17 protein-coding genes are annotated in these 18,519 nt (G+C 36.7%); 3 read left to right on the top strand and 14 right to left on the bottom strand.

Annotated features, from left to right (window positions below):
- The first annotated feature begins 342 nt into the window (after positions 1 to 342).
- Positions 343 to 1,521, top strand: a complete 1,179-nt coding sequence (locus tag BK585_RS08690; RefSeq protein ID WP_078553065.1) for a GTP-binding protein — start codon at positions 343 to 345, stop codon at positions 1,519 to 1,521.
- A gap of 77 nt (positions 1,522 to 1,598) precedes the next feature.
- On the opposite strand, the gene galT is transcribed toward BK585_RS08690, so the two are convergent.
- From galT to xylA, 8 genes are all read right to left on the bottom strand, one after another.
- The gene (gene galT, locus BK585_RS08685; protein ID WP_078556711.1) at positions 1,599 to 3,122 is read right to left on the bottom strand and encodes a UDP-glucose--hexose-1-phosphate uridylyltransferase; all 1,524 of its coding nucleotides are present in this window, start codon (positions 3,120 to 3,122) and stop codon (positions 1,599 to 1,601) included.
- 24 nt (positions 3,123 to 3,146) lie between these two features.
- Complete coding sequence (locus BK585_RS08680) at positions 3,147 to 4,319, bottom strand: galactokinase (RefSeq protein WP_245805801.1); 1,173 nt, start codon at positions 4,317 to 4,319, stop codon at positions 3,147 to 3,149.
- A complete protein-coding gene (gene galE, locus BK585_RS08675) occupies positions 4,309 to 5,301 on the bottom strand; it encodes a UDP-glucose 4-epimerase GalE (protein ID WP_078556709.1) in 993 nt (330 codons plus the stop codon). Before galE ends, BK585_RS08680 begins: the two co-directional genes overlap by 11 nt.
- 69 nt (positions 5,302 to 5,370) lie before the next feature.
- Complete coding sequence (locus BK585_RS08670) at positions 5,371 to 6,591, bottom strand: ROK family transcriptional regulator (RefSeq protein WP_078553063.1); 1,221 nt, start codon at positions 6,589 to 6,591, stop codon at positions 5,371 to 5,373.
- A 42-nt stretch (positions 6,592 to 6,633) separates the two neighbouring features.
- Positions 6,634 to 7,785: an MFS transporter gene (locus BK585_RS08665; protein WP_078553062.1), complete on the bottom strand. Its 1,152-nt coding sequence runs from the start codon at positions 7,783 to 7,785 to the stop codon at positions 6,634 to 6,636.
- A 112-nt stretch (positions 7,786 to 7,897) separates the two neighbouring features.
- Positions 7,898 to 8,791, bottom strand: a complete 894-nt coding sequence (locus BK585_RS08660; protein WP_078553061.1) for an AEC family transporter — start codon at positions 8,789 to 8,791, stop codon at positions 7,898 to 7,900.
- A 262-nt stretch (positions 8,792 to 9,053) separates the two neighbouring features.
- Entirely contained in the window at positions 9,054 to 10,556 is a 1,503-nt protein-coding gene (xylB, locus tag BK585_RS08655) for a xylulokinase (RefSeq protein ID WP_078553060.1), read from the bottom strand.
- Positions 10,557 to 10,628: 72 nt separating this feature from the next.
- The gene (gene xylA, locus BK585_RS08650; RefSeq protein ID WP_078553059.1) at positions 10,629 to 11,951 is read right to left on the bottom strand and encodes a xylose isomerase; all 1,323 of its coding nucleotides are present in this window, start codon (positions 11,949 to 11,951) and stop codon (positions 10,629 to 10,631) included.
- Between the two features lie 180 nt (positions 11,952 to 12,131).
- On the opposite strand from xylA, the gene BK585_RS08645 reads away from it, so the two are divergent.
- Together BK585_RS08645 and BK585_RS08640 are read left to right on the top strand one after the other, a co-directional pair.
- Complete coding sequence (locus BK585_RS08645; protein WP_078553058.1) at positions 12,132 to 13,280, top strand: ROK family transcriptional regulator; 1,149 nt, start codon at positions 12,132 to 12,134, stop codon at positions 13,278 to 13,280.
- A 121-nt stretch (positions 13,281 to 13,401) separates the two neighbouring features.
- Entirely contained in the window at positions 13,402 to 13,875 is a 474-nt protein-coding gene (locus tag BK585_RS08640; protein ID WP_078553057.1) for a GyrI-like domain-containing protein, read from the top strand.
- Positions 13,876 to 13,997: 122 nt separating this feature from the next.
- Here BK585_RS08640 and BK585_RS08635 read toward each other — a convergent pair whose 3' ends face one another.
- From BK585_RS08635 to motA, 6 genes are all read right to left on the bottom strand, one after another.
- Positions 13,998 to 14,684 (bottom strand): hypothetical protein, encoded by a 687-nt coding sequence (locus tag BK585_RS08635; RefSeq protein ID WP_078553056.1) that lies wholly within the window; start codon positions 14,682 to 14,684, stop codon positions 13,998 to 14,000.
- Complete coding sequence (locus tag BK585_RS08630) at positions 14,684 to 15,427, bottom strand: hypothetical protein (protein ID WP_078553055.1); 744 nt, start codon at positions 15,425 to 15,427, stop codon at positions 14,684 to 14,686. The genes BK585_RS08635 and BK585_RS08630 overlap by 1 nt, the downstream gene beginning before the upstream one ends.
- On the bottom strand, positions 15,408 to 16,310 hold the full coding sequence (locus BK585_RS08625) for an ABC transporter ATP-binding protein (RefSeq protein WP_078553054.1): 903 nt from the start codon (positions 16,308 to 16,310) through the stop codon (positions 15,408 to 15,410). The genes BK585_RS08630 and BK585_RS08625 overlap by 20 nt, the downstream gene beginning before the upstream one ends.
- Before the next feature lie 2 nt (positions 16,311 to 16,312).
- Positions 16,313 to 16,687, bottom strand: a complete 375-nt coding sequence (locus BK585_RS08620) for a GntR family transcriptional regulator (protein ID WP_170885516.1) — start codon at positions 16,685 to 16,687, stop codon at positions 16,313 to 16,315.
- Between the two features lie 207 nt (positions 16,688 to 16,894).
- A complete protein-coding gene (gene motB, locus BK585_RS08615) occupies positions 16,895 to 17,653 on the bottom strand; it encodes a flagellar motor protein MotB (RefSeq protein WP_078553053.1) in 759 nt (252 codons plus the stop codon).
- Positions 17,654 to 17,655: 2 nt separating this feature from the next.
- Entirely contained in the window at positions 17,656 to 18,438 is a 783-nt protein-coding gene (gene motA, locus BK585_RS08610; protein ID WP_078553052.1) for a flagellar motor stator protein MotA, read from the bottom strand.
- Positions 18,439 to 18,519: the final 81 nt, after the last annotated feature.

Below are 18,519 nucleotides of genomic sequence, written 5' to 3'. Positions count from 1 at the left end.
TAAGACAACGTTCACCAAAATACGTACTTTCACGATATCAGACCAACTTAGACTATAGCAATAGGGTGATTTTCCTAAATGTTAGAATATTTAAAATAGATAAAAAGAAAATCTGTAACTTTTGACACCCTACTAGCTTCCTCCGATTTAACCTTTGTATAGACGAATGGCTAAAAAAGGCTTACGGTATATCGGTGTTTAATAAATCGTAGATAACATTCACTTTACTAACACAGGAACTTAGTATCAGAAGAAAAGATTCATTGTACTTTACATTTGTAACAGAAATAGGTAAAATTTAAATCGTAATTATTTCGCTTTAAATCATAGGAGGACTAGAATATGAAAATACCTGTTACCGTATTAAGCGGATATTTAGGGGCTGGGAAGACAACGCTATTACACCATATATTAACAAACTCAGAAGGTTTGCGAGTTGCTGTCATCGTTAACGATATGAGTGAAATCAATATAGATGCAAAACTAATCAAGGATGGCGGTTTTTCTCGTACTGAAGAAAAACTTGTAGAAATGCAAAATGGCTGTATATGCTGTACACTTCGAGAGGATTTAATGAAAGAAGTTGAAAACTTAGTTGATAAAGGTGGAATCGATTATATTGTAATAGAATCTTCGGGTATTAGTGAACCTGTACCAGTTGCACAAACCTTTACATATATCGATGAAGAAATTGGGATAGATTTAACAAAAAAATGTAGACTTGATACGATGGTGACCGTTGTAGACGCGAATCGCTTTTGGGAGGATTATGCTTCTGGTGAATCCTTGCTTGACCGAAAAGAAGGTACAGATGAAAGTGATACTAGAGAAGTTGCTGACTTACTCATCGACCAAATGGAATTTGCGGATGTACTTTTACTTAATAAAACAGAATTGCTATCAGAAGAAGATACAAAAGAGTTATTGTCGTTCTTACGTAAAATGAATGCAGATGCGGATATTATTCCTACTTCCTATTCTCGTGTCGAGCTCAACAGGATTTTAAACACTCGTCGATTTAATTTTGAAAAAGCAAGTCAATCCGCTGGCTGGATTAAAGAATTAAATGAGGAACACGTACCCGAAACAGAAGAATATGGAATTTCTTCCTTTGTGTTTCGAAGTCGTAAACCATTCCATCCAGAACGGTTTATGAATTGGCTTGAGCAATGGCCAGAAGATATCGTTAGGGCAAAAGGCTTTTTTTGGGTCGCTTCACGAAGTGATTTAGCGGGTCTTCTTTCTCAAGCTGGTTCAGCTGTCACTATTCAAGGTGCAGGTGAATGGGTAGCAGCCTATTCGGAAGAAGAAAAACAACAAACCTTAAAAGAAGAACCAGAACTACTTCAAAAGTGGGACCCTGTTTATGGTGACAGAATGAATGAGCTTGTGTTTATTGGCATAGACATGCAAAAGCAAGAAATAATCGACTCCTTAGAACAATGTTTACTAACTGATGCGGAACTAAAGATGAATTGGAACACGTTTCATGACCCACTCCCTCGTTTTATTGAAGCATAAATAAGCTCTGACTTGAAAACAAGTAGATTTTCTGCATAATAGCCAAAGGAGTTCACAATCCCTGTGAACTCCTTTAACTATACTGATTGTTGAACATGGGTTATAAACTTGAGAAATGCCGTTTTTCCCTCATTTGTACGTTTAAAAACCCCAGCATGTTCTAACACGACAGAAAACACTTTCCCTACTTCTTGTTGTAGAATGTGGCCCACGTTTTCCTCATTAAAGGTATAAAGAGATTGCAATTTCTCGGCCCACTGCTTATGTTTATTCGTTCGATGATCTAGAGTGATTTTATCAATCGCTTCATCTGAACATAAATAGGTAGATAACAATTCCATTTCCTCTTGTAACCTTCCAGGCAAGACAGCTAGCCCCATCACTTCTATTAACCCTATGTTTTCTTTTTTGATATGATGAACTTCATCATGAGGATGAAAGATTCCCATCGGGTGTTGTTCACTCGTACGATTATTTCGTAATACTAAATCAAACTCAAATTTCCCATCTCGAAAACGTGCTATTGGAGTAATTGTATTATGGCGTTCTCCTGCTGTACTAGCTTGTAAATTCACGGATTCGTCACTGTAATCATACCATGCATGTAACACTTTTTCTGCTAAGCTAGACATTTTTTGCCTGTCGCTTCCTTTTAAACGAATCACGGACATTGGCCATTTCACAATTCCAGCCTCGATTTCTTCAAAACCTGTGAAAGAAAATGATTCCTCTGTTGGTGCTTTTGCCATCGGAAACGGATGATTTCCACCTTGAAAATGGTCATGAGACAAGATTGATCCTCCAACGATTGGCAAGTCCGCGTTTGTTCCTACGAAATAATGAGGAAATTGCGCTACAAATGAAAGTAAGCGGTCGAAGCCTTTCTTTGAAATTTTCATCGGTTCATGTTTTTCTGAAAAGATAATAGCATGCTCATTGTAATACACATACGGCGAAAATTGAAAAAACCATTGCTCTCCATTAAGCGTGACCGGGATGATTCGATGATTTTGTCTTGCTGGGTGGTCCACTCTTCCTTGATACCCGACATTCTCTTTACAAAGTAAACACGTGGGATAGCTAGAATGTGTCATATTTTTTGCCGCAGCAATTGCTACAGGGTCTTTTTCTGGTTTCGATAAATTGATTGTAATCTCAAGATTCCCATACTCGGTAGAGCTAAGCCAGTGCTGATTTTTTTCAATACGCTCTCTTCGTATGTAATGAGAATTCTGTGATAAGTCATAAAAAAAGCTCGTGGCTACAGAAGGCTGTTGAGCATATAATTCCTTAAAGCGATAATTAATTTCTGAAGGTCTTGGCATAATGCAATCCATTAGACCTGTGTCGAATAAATCTCGAAAAGTAACCGTGTTCTCTTTACATCGTTTAGCTTCATTAGCCCAGTCTAACATCTGCTCGAGAATGTCATAAGGAGATTCAAGTGCTTCTGTTGGAGGCTTCGTTTCAACATACTCATCAAGTTCTAAGTACCTTACTATACGATTACGTACATACTCTCTATCAAAAGGAGACACCATTTTTTTTTGAATGCCATATTGGATTAGACGTTCTATTTGCTCATATATATTAATGCGCATCATAACAACCTCTCCTTCTGCGGGCTATTGATTCGTAATTTCACGCGCACCATCACCAATTTCAACGACATAACACTCTGGCTTAACAGATATCTTTTCTTCGTACTGACTAGAAACCTTCTCGATAAATTCTGATACTTTTTCTAGTTCAACTAGATTAACCGTACAGCCACCAAATCCAGCTCCTGTCATTCTAGCCCCTATCGCACCCGCATCCCATGCTAATTGCGCAAGAGTATCCAACTCAATACCTGTTACTTCATAATCATCTCGTAATGATATATGTGACTCATTCATTAATTTACCGAATCCTATAATATCACCTTGTTCTAATTTTTCTACGGCTTTTATCGTTCTCGCATTTTCATATATAGCATGCTTTGCTCTACGACGAACCGTTTCATTTTCAATAACATCTTTATGTTGTTCAAATTGCTCAGGTGTCAAATCACCTAACGATGTGATTTCTAGTCTTGTTTGTAAAAGAGCTAATGCATTTTCACACTCACTTCTTCGTTCATTGTACTTAGAGTCTGTTAATCCCCTTCGCTTATTTGTATTGATAATCACAAGGGCTAAGTTTCTTAGATGTATAGGAGAATAGGCATATTCTAATGTTTGACAATTAAGAAAGATAGCATGTTCCTTTTTACCCATTCCTATAGCAAACTGGTCCATAATCCCACAGTTTACACCAATATAATCATTTTCAGCTTTTTGCGATAGTAAAGCGAGTTCTATTTGTGAAAAAGAAAGCTGATACAATTCTTTTGCGATCACAGCTGTAACAAGTTCAATTGAAGCTGAGGAAGAAAGCCCTGCTCCATTAGGAATCGTGCCATAATAAACAACATCAAAGCCATGAGTAATCGAAGCTCCATCCTCCATTGCTTTTACGAGTACTCCTTTAGGATAATTAGCCCAATCATCTCTTACATCATACTGTAATTCGTCTAGTGTTGTTTCAATAATACCTTGATTGGGAAAATTGATTGAATAAAATTTTAATTTCCTATCTTCTCTTGGTCTGACAGCTGCAAATGTTCCAATACTTAAAGCACAAGGAAAAACATGACCCCCATTATAATCGGTATGCTCTCCAATTAAGTTGACTCTTCCAGGTGCAAAGAATGTTCGCACCTTCCCTGTTTTCCCAAATATTTCAGTAAAAGTAAAAATCAATAATTCAATGTTCACTTTGATATCCCCCTGGATTTTTTCGATGCCAGTTCCAGGCATGCGAAATCATCTGTTCTAGTTCTGGGTAATTGGGTTCCCAACCCAACTCCAGTTTTGCTTTATCTGAAGAGGCAATGAGTACTGCCGGGTCACCTGCACGTCTAGCTACGATTTCTGCTTTAATCTCTTTTCCAGTTACCTTTCGACACATGTTAATGACTTCTAATACGGAGAACCCAGTTCCGTTTCCTAGGTTATAAATCCCAGTTTCATTTGTGTTCTCTAATTTTTTTAGAGCTAAATAATGAGCTTGCGCTAAATCGTTAACATGGATATAATCTCGAATACAACTTCCATCAGCAGTTGGATAATCTCCCCCAAACACCTTAATACTTTCGCGTTGTCCAAGAGCTACTTGAAGAACAAGTGGGATTAAATGACTTTCCGGGGTATGGTCTTCTCCAATCCGTCCTTTCGGGTCAGCTCCAGCTGCATTAAAATAACGAAGGCTTACAGACTTGAGTCCATAGGCTTTGTCCGCCCATTTTAATAGTTTTTCAATCGCTAATTTCGTTTCGCCATAAGGATTTGTTGGAATCGTTGCATCCGTTTCTTGAATCGGGATAGAGTCAGGTTCGCCGTAAGTAGCTGCAGTAGAAGAAAACACAATGTTTTTCACACCATGTTCGACCATTTTTTTAACGAGTGTATATGAACCTATCACGTTATTATGATAGTATTCCAAAGGGTTTTCTACGCTTTCTCCCACGAGGGAATTGGCTGCAAAATGGATGACACTTGTAATTTCATGAGTAGAAAAAATAAAATCAAGGAGTGCCTCATCACGAATATCACCTTTGTAAAATCGTTTACTTAGGGTGGCCTTTTGGTGACCTTTTTGTAAATTATCAAGGATAATGATGTCTTCATTATTATTTTGTAAATAAAGAGCCGTGTGACTCCCAATATATCCTGCCCCACCTGTAATTAAAATCGTCATACACTGCCTCCTTAACACTTTATTAATTAATTTAATTAAGTTACCATAATCGTATCACATTACGATCAATTAGTGTGACTCTATAACAAATATATCTTTAAGAACTAAAGTGACTGCACCAATTACAGTCCCATATTTCCCAAGGGTTGAAACGATTATTTTTGTTTGGGTTGCCTGCTCAGTTAACACTCTTTGCTTTACCTCATCTTTAATAGGCTTTACGATAAAATCTCCGGCCCTTGAAACTCCGCCACTAAGGACAATAAGTTCAGGATTTAATAAGTTAATAAGATTTGCAATCCCCATACCTAAATACATCCCCGATGTTCTAAGAATTTCGATAGCTACTTTATCCCCACCTTTGGCTGCCAGATAAACCGTTTTTCCATCGATCTTTGGTAAATCTCCTTCTGCTAGCTTTACTATCGTAGTTGCGCTCCCATTGGTGATTTCGGCTAACGCACGTTCTTTGATTGCTGTGCCAGCAGATAATGCTTGAAGGCATCCGTTGTTTCCGCAGGAGCATTTCGGTCCATTTTTTTCGATTACAGTATGACCTATTTCACCAGCTATTCCATGACTGCCATGTACTAATCTTCCGTTCATAATAATTCCTGAACCGACCCCTATCCCGACATTTACACAAACGATATTTCCCACTCCTACTGCACTTCCAAACCAATTTTCAGCTAAAGCTAATGCTCTTCCGTCATTTTCAACCTTTACAGAAACTTTAAATTCCGCTTCAAGTACGTCTTTAATCGGTATATTTCGCAATTGAAAATTAGGAGCATAAACGGCAACTCCATCTAGATAATCTACTATGCCATGCATTGCAACTCCTATGCCAATAAACATATCTATTGGGAGATCTGATGAGGAAATTATTTCCGCAATTCCTTTTATTAATAGTTGAAGAAATTGCTCATTACTCATTTTTTCAGCAAGAGGGAACACTCTTTCATCAATTATTGTTGCCTCTAGGTCCGTTATAACAACGGTAACTTTATGAATGCCAACATCTACTCCAATGACATAATGACTACTTGGATTAATGCTCAACAAAATCGGTTTTCTGCCTCCACTAGAAACACCTATTTTTCCTTCCTTAATCATTCTTGTTTCTAGCAATTCATTCACAAGATTAGTGACGGTTGGAGGAGATAACTTACTTCTTTTTGCGATTTCAGCTCTTGATATCGGTCCTTCTTTACGAATCATGTTTAAAATGAGGGAACGGTTAATCGATTTCATCCACTTAAAGCTCCCAATTATTTGATGATTGGTCATGCCATCACCTCCAACTATAGTACCTTCATCTAATCATATCTCTTAATTAATATCGAGTTTTTTTGTTCGTGCTTGATGAAATAAAGTGATTGCACACAATATCACACCGATAAAGGTAATTCCAGCCCCAATCTGGTATGTAATAGAACCTCCAAATCGTTCCATCACCCATCCTCCACCAGCACTACCAATTAATCCAGCTATTCCGACTATCACAGCAATGAAGATGGTTTGTCCCGTTGCTTTTAACTGTTCTGGAACGATTTTTGTTACAAAAAACAAGGCAGCTACAACAAAAATAGGGAAGGTAACCCCATTTAGGAGCTGTAAGAAAATAAGAATATGCGGGTCATCAAACACACCGTAAAGTAGCCACCGAATGCAATATACTAGGGCAGCAAGGAGAACAAGTGTAAGCTCTTTATATTTAGAAAGAAGTTTTCCCATGATGATAAAAAAAGGAGCAGATGCAAAGGTAGCTAGCATCCAAGCCAGCCCGACATCTGATTCACTGGCTCCTTTATTTGATATATATACCGTAAACAAGCTATCGTTCATCCGATGTGTAATAAAAATAATCATCGACAAAAACAAAAACCACATATATTCTTTATTGGTAAACAATACTTTGAGAGAACGGACTGAAATAGTAGAAGTTGTCTTTTGCCGACCATCTTGCAAAGTAAATGCAAAAGCAATCGCAACGACTAAGATAATTGCGTACATTACTCCTAACGATTGAACACCATAAATTCCAATAAGAGCACCTATAATGACCGCAGCTGCGCCTACACCAACATCTCCCCAAAGACGGATCACGCCATAATTTTTATTATTTTTTTGTGCAAAGGTAATCGTGATGTTTTCTACTAACGGTCCTGATGCACTTATAAAGAAGTTAAGGAGAATGAATAAAAGCAAAAGCATATAAAAAGAGGTCACGGAAAAATAAAAAAAACTAACAAAAAGAGCAGCAATCATGACTCCTATTAACACGCGCTTAGTCGATTGTATCTTATCACTGACATATCCAAAAAAAGGCTGACCTAACACTGCTATTACTGCGCCCATCGCTAAATGAATTCCGATTTGTTCTGTTGTTAATCCGATATCTTGTAAGTAAAGTGGCAATAAGGCACCTGTAATGGCAAAAGTGGAGAATAACAAAAAGAAAAATAAAGATAATCGAACCATGTATAGTACTCCTCGAGTTTATATTTTTTATTTCATGTCGATCTATGATCTTCAAGTGAGTGAATTCTTCCCTTCCCCATATGGTATCCTAATCGCTTTTGTTTATATCTTCTTATAGAATTGATAGGAGAATCGTTATTGTCAAAATGCTAATCAATGTTGAGATAAGGGTTACACTTGATATCAACTTCGGTCTTGAATCAAATTGTATTGCATAAATAACAATCGTTGCGGCGGATGGCATAGCTGCAGAGACAATTAGTACTTTTGCTAATAAGGCGTCCAGCGGCATTGCTAGCGTTATGAGCCAGGCAATGAGCGGTGAGATAAGTAATCGTACAACTACAGCATAGGATATTTTATCCCATTCAAAATTTCCCCACTTAATTTGCGCAAGTTGCATTCCTAAAATAATCATAACCGTTGGTATGGTTGCCTCGGCAATCATATCAATCGTGCGGTATAGGTTTGTTGGAAATGTTAAATCAAAGCTTTTTAATAGCAAAGCTACTATCACAGCATATGTTGCTGGCATAAGACAAACGGCTTTAATCGCAACTTTTATCCCCGCCATGCCACGAGCAGCATAATATACACCAAAGAAATTCATGATAATCGATTGAAGAACTAGAAAAGAGACCGCGAAAGCAAATCCAGCTTCGCCATAGGCAAACAAGATAATAGGTGCTCCATAATTTCCAGCATTCATAAAGGCGGTTGACAAAATCAAACCACTTTCAAGAGACGTTGAATAGTTCTTTATTCGTGAGTACACTTTGGAGATAATAATTAAAGAGAATAAGAGAATGAGAGAAAATACAACCATGTAGATATATTGAATATCAATGTGGGCTTCATAAAAAGTACGGAACACTAGAGCAGGTGTCATAACATAAATAGCAACTGTTGAAATAGGTTTGATGTCGACCTTCTTCCACTTTTGAATTCCATATCCAATAATAAACACAAGTAAAACTGGAAATACGACAGAAATAAAGATGCTCATATGTACCTTCTTTCTAGAAAATATCAAATGTAATCGATTTCTTCATTGTTTTCATTATAATGGAAAGTAAGGAAATAAAAAAGCAAACTGAAATAAAAATCTATATGACATTTACTATATAGGTTTATACTTTATACACTAAATGTGTATGTAACTTACAAAATCAAGATAATACTGACTAAGAAGAGGCTACTGTGTCCGTTAGAGAATTTTTTCCACGTAAATAAAAGACCAAATCGCATTGATTTGGTCTTTTTTTATATTAATTTTTACGGAATGATTTAAGTCCTTCATTCAACTCTTTTGTTTGACTATATACTTGTTTGTATAAGTTAAATAGGGTTGCGTATTTTTCAACGTTTTCTGGAATTGGTTCATACACAATATCTTCAATTAAGAATGCATCTGCGCACTCTTGAAGTGAAGACGCCCATCCGCTTCCATAAGCCGCAAGAATTGCTGCACCAATTGCTGGCCCTTGCTCACTTTGAAGTTTCACGATTTTTGCGTTGAAGACATCCGCTTGGATCTGAAGCCACGTTTCATTTTTGGCTCCCCCACCAATAGAAATAATCGTATCAATCGTTTTGCCACTTTGTCTGAAAATATCAATTGATTCTTGGAGAGAGAATGTAATTCCTTCAATGACGGCACGAGCAAAGTCAATACGCTCATGAGATGCGTCCATACCAATAAAGCTTGCTCGAATCGTTGCATCCGCATGTGGTGTTCTTTCACCGACTACATACGGTGTAAACAAAAGACCATTTGCTCCGACTGGAACATTTTCTAATCCTTGAAGTAATGTTTCGAAAGCTTCTTCTTTTGCAAACACATCTTTAAACCAGCTTAAGCTATAGCCAGCTGCAAGAGTAACACCCATCGTATAGAATGTATTTTCTTCACCATGGTTAAAATAGTGAACCTTTCCACCAAAATCACGGTCTTTTTCTTCCTCATAAGAAAGAACAACTCCTGACGTACCAATACTACAAAGAGTTTTTCCTTTAGAAAGAATTCCAGATCCGATCGCACCACACGCATTATCTGCTCCACCAGCGAATACTTTTGTTGATTCTGCTAGACCCGTTTCACTTGCAAACTGAGCTGTAATGGTTCCAACATTTCCATGTGACTCCACTAAAGGAGGACAAATGTTAGCTGGAATACCTGTTAGTTCGCACATTTCTTCACTCCAAGACTTCTCTGCTACATTAAGTAAAAGTGTACCGGCCGCATCAGAATATTCACTATGAATTTGTCCAGTCATTTTATAACGTAAGTAGTCTTTTGGAAGCATGAAGACAGAAGCTTTTGCAAATGTTTCAGGCTCATACTGTTTCACCCATAAAAGCTTAGGTAACGTAAATCCTTCTAAAGCTGGATTTTTCGTAATTTGTAACAGTTTTTCTTCGCCTACTAAATTATAAATTTGTTGGCATTGTTCAGTTGTTCTTGTGTCATTCCATAAAATTGCATTTCGTAATACTTCATTGTTATTATCAAGTAACACTAAACCATGCATTTGACCTGAAAAACTAAGTCCATCAATCGATGCCACATCACCATTAAACGTAGAGACAAGCTCTTTAAGAGCAGCAGTTGTTTGCGTTACCCACTCGTTTGGGTCTTGTTCACTATATCCTGATTTTTCTTGAATTAATGGATATGGTTTTGAAACTTCATTTACTATTTGTCCTTGTTGATTTACTAACACAACCTTAACAGCACTTGTGCCAAGGTCTACACCAATTACATGTTTCATCAAATGTTTCCTCCATCTCTAGAAAACATGCTGGATCCTTAGAAAGTATCCAGCACGTTATCTTCATTTATATTATTGATTGTAAGCTTCTAATAAATACTTGTTTAAAATCGCTTTTAAGTTTTCTTGGCGACCTGATTTGTTTTTGATTTCAGTTAAGCCTAAAGCATATTGCTCAAGCTTTTTGAAATCTGTTTTTCCTTCAACAATTTCAAGACCAATACCACTTCTGTAGCTTTCATAACGGTCAGCAATAAAGTTCTCAAGTACTCCATCTTCAAGTAAACGTTGAGCAACTTTAGTACCGATAGCAAAGCTGTCCATTCCAGCGATGTGAGCTAAGAATAAATCTTCTGGGTCAAATGATCCACGTCTTACTTTTGCGTCAAAGTTTAATCCACCAGATCCTAATCCACCATTTTTAATGATTTCATACATTGCTAATGTTGTAGAATAAAGGTCCGTTGGGAATTCATCTGTATCCCATCCAAGTAATGTATCTCCTTGGTTTGCATCAACTGAACCTAACATTCCGTTAATACGAGCTACTTGAAGCTCATGTTCAAACGTATGACCAGCTAGTGTTGCATGGTTAGCTTCGATGTTAAATTTGAAGTGTTTGTCCAAACCATAAGTTTTTAAGAAACCAATTCCAGTAGCTACATCAAAATCATATTGATGTTTTGTTGGCTCTTTTGGTTTTGGTTCAATTAAGAATTGACCAGTGAATCCGATTTCCTTAGCATAGTCGATAGCCATATGGAAGAAACGAGCTAGGTTATCAAGTTCAAGCTTCATGTCAGTGTTAAGTAACGTTTCGTACCCTTCACGTCCACCCCAGAATACATAGTTTTCTGAACCTAGTTCTACAGCAACTTCAAGACCTTTTTTTACTTTCGCAGCAGCATATGCATAAACGTCAGCATTAGGAGACGTAGCAGCACCATTTAACCAACGAGGGTGTGAGAACATATTTGCTGTATTCCAAAGTAATTTTGTTTTGCTTGTTTTTAAGTTTTCTTTAATTTGAGCAACAATTACATCGATGTTTTTAAGTGTTTCACTTAAGTTGTCCGTTTCAGGAGCCACATCGAAGTCATGGAAACAGAAGTAAGGAACGTCCATTTTTTGGAAAAACTCAAAAGATGCTTCTACACGAGCTTTTGCTAAATCCATGCCTGAGAATGTGTTGTAAGGACGTACCATTGTGCTTTGACCAAATGGGTCAGTTCCTTCACCAGTAAATGTGTGCCAGTAAGATACGGCAAAGCGAAGAAAGTCTTCCATTGATTGACCATTGATTTGGTCTTCTGGATTGTAGTATTTAAATGCAAATGGGTTGTTTGATTTAGGACCTTCATATTTGATAGGACCTACATTTTGAAAGTAGCTCATTCATTCATTCCTCCAATAAATAGTAATAGTATTTTTCAACTTCTTTAGTATGCGCTTTCTGTTTTGATTGTATCAGCAAATTCTTAGTTTGTCTATTGAATAAACTAAGATTTTAATATTTATTTTTATGTCATTTGTGGTATAAATAATAGTAACAACAACTAATGAGGAGAAAAGACTATGAGTTGGAATCAACAATTAGTAAAAGTTAATAATAAATTACTAGTTTTACAATTAATAAAATCAAGTGCTCCTCTTTCCCGTGCAGATATTTCGCAACGGTCAGGTTTAACAAAAGGAACCGTTTCTTCCTTAGTAAATGAATTGATAGCAGAGAACCTTTGCTATGAATCAGGTCCTGGTGAGTCAAGTGGTGGTCGTCGTCCAGTAATGTTACTCTTTAACGAAACAGCCGGCTACTCCATTGGCATTGACGTCGGAGTCAATTATATATTAGGTATCCTAACTGACCTCAATGGAAATATCATATTAGAAACGAATAAGAAAATAGATGGTATCGGATATGGCGACGTTTTATTACTGATTAAAGAAGTGATTCAACACCTTCTCGATACAACACCCCCAAGTGAATATGGTGTAGTTGGCATCGGAATTGGAGTTCCAGGAATCGTAAATCATGATGGAAAAGTATTATTAGCTCCTAACCTAGGGTGGAAGAATATTCAACTAAAAGAAGAACTAGAAATGATATTCAACCTTCCTGTTACAATTGAGAATGAAGCAAACGCAGGCGCTTATGGTGAAAAACAGTTTGGTGCTGGTCAAGAATTTAAGAACATGGTATATGTCAGTACCGGGATCGGAATTGGTGTTGGTTTTATCTTAAATAATGAACTTTACCGTGGTAGTCATGGCTTTTCTGGGGAAATGGGACATATGATTATCGAAGTCAATGGCAAGCCATGTCGTTGCGGAAGCGAGGGATGTTGGGAATTATACGCCTCAGAGCAAGCATTGTTACAACAAGCTTCTGAAATTACTCCAGCTCCAACCCTTGAAGGATTAGTTGAACTAATTCCAGAAGATGAACAAATCAAAAATCTCTTTAAAAATGTTGGCACCTATTTAGGTCTAGGATTGAATAACATCATAAATACATTTAATCCAGATCAAGTGATTATAGGAAATCGAATGGCAATGGCTAGAGATACTTTGTTACCAGAAATCAATAAAGTAATTGAAAGTCATTCGTTAAAGCAACACCAATCAAACCTACAAATTGCCTTCTCTCAACTAACGATTTATTCAGCTGCATTAGGCGTCTCTGCTTTTGTCATCGAAGAATTTATAAAAAAAGAAAACCGATAAGAAATTTGAGGGTGAGACAAAAGGGTAACCTTTTGTCTCACCCTCTTTTTTCCAAAAGAGGGATTTTAAACTTTGAAATCGAAATCTTAGTAATGGAAAATTTTAAATAGGAGTGAATTAAATGGAAACTAAAATTATAAAAAAAGAACCATTCACTGTTATTGGCATGACACTAGAAACACTTCTTTCCGTAGAACGCGAACAGAAAAACATTCAAAAACTTTTTGATACTTTTAATAAACGCATCATAGAAATTGAGAATCGATTGGGAGACCACGCCATTGGCATTTTCATCGACCCTCCAAATTATAATCCTGAAGCGGACCCTTTTAAGTGGATTACAGGTATTGAGGTATCTAGCTCCAGTATTATTCCTGATGGTATGGAATCGTTTGAATTTCCCGCCAATACATACGCATGTACTACCTATCAAGGGGGTAGAGACCAAGCTCATTATGCATATGATTACTTGTATTCTTGGATAATTGACTCCGAGTATGAATTAGCAGACTCCTACGGTATAGAAATTCATCAGAGACAGCTTAAAGATGATAATATAATTATGGATTTGATGTTTCCTATTCGAAAAAAATAATATAAAAGAAAATAGTTGACTTCATTAACAAGTCCCAACTTGCTTACTCGACTGGTTCTTTTTTTAGTCATTATTACGAATTAATAAAGCGCCGAACATAACCGTACGGCGCTTTCAAGCTATTATTCATCATTAATTAGGTAGTACTGAGAATGCTCATCAAGTTCAACATTTTTGGGGATTTTGATATAAATCAGATTATCCCAAATTATGTCGTTAAAACGGTATTGTCCAAATAAATCTATTTTCTCAACATCCACAAACTGACTAATCACAAAGTCCCTACCATATAAAGCAATTGTAACTTCATTTGCAAAGCCAGGTTTTTTTTCTTCATAAAAATAAAATGTTGTGTCTTCTTGAGAAATGATAAGTGAACTCGGTTCAATCTTACCATCTAATATACTTTTTGTTTTATAATGAGTCACTTCAATTTCTCCGTCAGTTTCAGGTTTGCGTTCTATCATAATTTGGATATGGGAATCCATTAATGACAGCTCTGTTTCCTCATACGGAAAACTCCATTCTTCCACTATCTCAATCAATTCAGTTTCCTCTAGCTTGCCTTCTTTTACTAACTCATAGAAAGAAAAATAGTCATCTGTTTGCTGTTCAACAGTAAACAACAAGTCTTTCGATAGAACCTGTTCCTCTGGCACAAAAAAGGACGCCACATAACTTATGGAGAGGATCCCAAAATATCCCACAAGTACCCATCTTACCGCTTGGAAAGGAATGATTTTATGAGTAAAACCCAAACCTAAAAGGAGGACAAAACCTATAAATAAAACGACCCATACTATACTCATTATCTTTTAACCTCCAGTCGATTCGTAAGCTTTACTATCACAAATAGAAGAATACTAACTGATACGATAACTTTGATGACAAATAGGAGCAATGACGTTTCAGAAGTAAAAAACTGAATGACTGTAAATCTGACTTGACCAACACTTCGTACTTCTTGAATATGATATCCAATCAGGAATGCCGGAATGACGAACCCCATCGCTTTATGCCATTGTACAAGCAACCCAAACACATACCCAACTGTACAAACTAATAACAGATACAAAGAAGAAACAAGTATTCCCATTGCAAACTCTAATGGCCCTATGAGAAAAGACTCAATTGTAAACGATGTTGAATGTATGACAAAGGAAATAAGGCGAACAAAAGCACTTCCCAATAGGCAAGATATCGCCCCGATAACACTTATCGTAATTAGTAAGCCAATGTTTGAAAGGTGGCTCGTTAGTCGAGTGGATGGAAACACAAAATCAATGTCTCGATAAGCCTTTTTCGTTAGCGTTAATGAAATGACAAAAGCCCAAATTAATGTAAAAAAGAGAATTGCATTACCATTTATAATATTAACGGTTACAAAGATAGTGTCTGAGCCAGTTCCCATGCTCTCTATTCCATTAAAAGAGAATATAATCGCGATACATTGTACAAATATCATACTAACAAACGCATTCATATACGCTTTTGTTTTGTATTTATATTGCTTTTTTGCTAGATTCAATGTTTCATTGCTTGTTAAAGACATCGTCAATTCCCCCTTTTTGCCTAGCAGTTAAGTAAACACAGAGGTCATTTACATCTACTGCAGTCACTTCAACTCCTGATTTTTTTATTTGCTCGATTGTACTCTCATTAAAAAGGTTTCGGACAACATGATATGATTGATTTACACCAAAACTTTCTTGATAAATGATTTCATGACCCTCAACCCATTTTTCTACTATTTCGTTTTTCCCTCTTAAACCGACAGCATATTTTTTTAATTCATCAACTTCAAGATGAAGAAGTACTTCTCCCTCTTTAATAAGAAGAATGTCTTCTAATATGTCTTCTATTTCATTGACTAAGTGACTAGAGAGAACGATTGTTCGTGGATGTTGAAGATAATCTTTAAGCAATGCGCGATAGAAATCCTTCCTTACGGCCGCATCCATTCCCGAGGTCGGCTCATCAAACATAGTAAGTGGGCATCTCGCCGCTATTCCGATAATCATATTAAATGTACTTTTCATTCCTTTTGAAAGATGTTCATGGTACGCTTTTCGAGATAATGAAAAATACTCAAATAATCCTCGAGCAAGCTCCTCGTTCCAGTTTTCATAAAAGTCAGCTGCAGCATTTAAAATATCTCCAAGATATAAAAGCGGTGGAAAGCTCATTTTATCATCAACAAATATCATGTTCTGTGTTACTTCTAAATTATTAAACGGGTCTTTTGAAAGCACTTGAACACGGCCAGAACTACTTTGATAATAACCTGCAATAGTCTTGAGTAATGTTGTTTTACCCGCTCCATTCCGACCAATTAACCCTGTAATCTTATTTTCTTCGATTGAAAACGTCATGTTTTGAATGGCTTCAAGCTTACCATAGCACTTTGTTAGATTTTCACATTTAATCACATTCATTATTAGCTCTCCTCCTTATTCATTTCCTTTATCATGTTCACAAGTTCATCTTCTGTAACAGACAATCTTTTCGCTTCTTCTACTAGCTCGCTTACCATTTTTTTTAATATTTGTTCTTTACGTGTTAGGAGAATGCGCTCTCTTGCGTCCACTGATACAAACATGCCTAGTCCTCTTTTCTTATATAAAATGTTTTGTTCTGCTAAAATATTTAGTCCTTTTGCAGCCGTGGCCGGATTTATTGTAAACATGTCTGCCAACTGGTATTGGGAGTACATTTTTTCATCGGCATTGATATTTTCTGAGATGATTTCGGTTTCTAACCACTCGGCGATTTGTATATAAATCGGCTTCATGTCATCTTGATTAAGTATCACTTTTTCTCCTCCTCTACACTTGCGACATAGTGCATTACTGTTGTAATGTACTATACTATATTTATATGTTATATTCTATATAATTCCATAAAAATAAATAAAATAGGTATATTTAACTATACAGTCGATTTGTAAGTGAAATAAAAAAAAGAGGTGTACCAAAAGGTTTATTTTGACCTTTTGGTACACCTCCTATGATTCTATAATCTACTCTTCAACAGACGTAATAGTTTCAATTCTCGGTAAAATTAACACTTCTACTCGGCGATTTCGTTCTCTACCCTCAGCTGTATCATTTGACGCAATTGGTTGATACTCCCCGTAACCTGCAATACTTAATTGCTTCGGTATCACATCTTCGTTTTCTAAAAAGATATTCATTACATTAAGGGCACGGACAGAGCTTAATTCCCAATTAGAACGAAACTGTGAGTTATATATCGGACGATTATCAGTATGTCCAGATATTTGAATACGTTTAGGTGGGTCACTCGCTAGTATATCGGCAAGTTTGACTACCATTTTTCGTGCTTCTTTTTTCATATTTGCATCACCAGAATCAAACAAAATCTGGTCATTAATTGTGACAAGTAACCCTTCTCGCGTTATTTCGGTTGATAATCGTTCTGATAAGTTTTCATCGTCGATATACCTATCTAACTCTTCCTTTAATACTTCTAAATCATACCAAAGCTGGGCACTGCCATCACTATCTTTATCTTCTTTCTTTAATTCATCATTCACTGTGTCCATCTCTTGAATCGGAGCATGATATTCTAGTACCCCTGTTCCACCCATTGTATCGGCAAGAACATTTCGAAGTTGGTCATATTTTTGAGCGTCAACTTGACTTACAGCAAATAAAATAACAAATAACGCTAGAAGCAGTGTAAGCATATCGGCATATGGAATAAGCCAAGACTCATCCACATGTTCATCATGTCCTTGATGTTTTTTGTTCGCCACGGTTACGCCTCACCCCTGTCTCCTAGCTTTTGTTGCTCTTTTTCTTCCAAGAATCCACTTAATGTTTCTTCAATTTCTCTAGGCGAGACTCCGTTAATAATCATCACGGTTCCTTCAACAATTAAATATTTTTTTATGACTTCTTTTTTCGATTTCTGCTTTAACTTATTGGCAAATGGATGCCATAATACATATCCTGTGAAAATTCCATATAATGTAGCAACGAATGCTGCTGAAATCGCATAACCTAATGCATCAATATCATTCATGTTTCCTAAAGCAGCAATAAGTCCTAATACAGCTCCAAGTACTCCTAAAGTAGGGGCATATGTTCCCGCTTGCGTAAAGATTTGTGCTCCCGTTGCGTGACGTTGTTGCATCGCGTCAATACGTTCCGTTAATGAATGACGAATTACATCGCGCTCTAATCCATCAGCTACCATACGAATGGCTTGGTTTAAGAATGGATCTTGAATATCTTTTAGCTTTGATTCAAGAGCTAACATTCCTTCTTGACGAGAGACTGTAGCAAATTCAACAAATCGCTCTACAAGTTCTGGAATGGATGTGTCAGCTTTATCTTTAAAGAGGATACTAAAAAGCTTTGGGACTTTTTTCATATCTTCTGTAGGAAAGGCAATCATAACTGCCGCTACCGTTCCCACCATAATAATCGTTATGGCCGCTGGATTCCATAGTACACCCAAGCTTGTCCCTTTAAAGACCATTCCAAGTGTGAGTGATAAGACGCCTAAGACAACCCCAATAATTGTATTTTTATCCATGATGACTCTCCCTTACATTTTCTCTAATCTAGTACTCTGTCAGATTCTCTATTTCTTATATCGGTCGTAAACAAAATGTTT

The sequence above is a fragment of the Bacillus alkalicellulosilyticus genome (genome assembly GCF_002019795.1).
GTDB lineage: Bacteria > Bacillota > Bacilli > Bacillales > Bacillaceae_F > Bacillus_AO > Bacillus_AO alkalicellulosilyticum.
The sequence above is the reverse complement of the archived record's forward strand: the minus strand, read 5'-3'. Positions and strand labels throughout refer to the sequence as shown.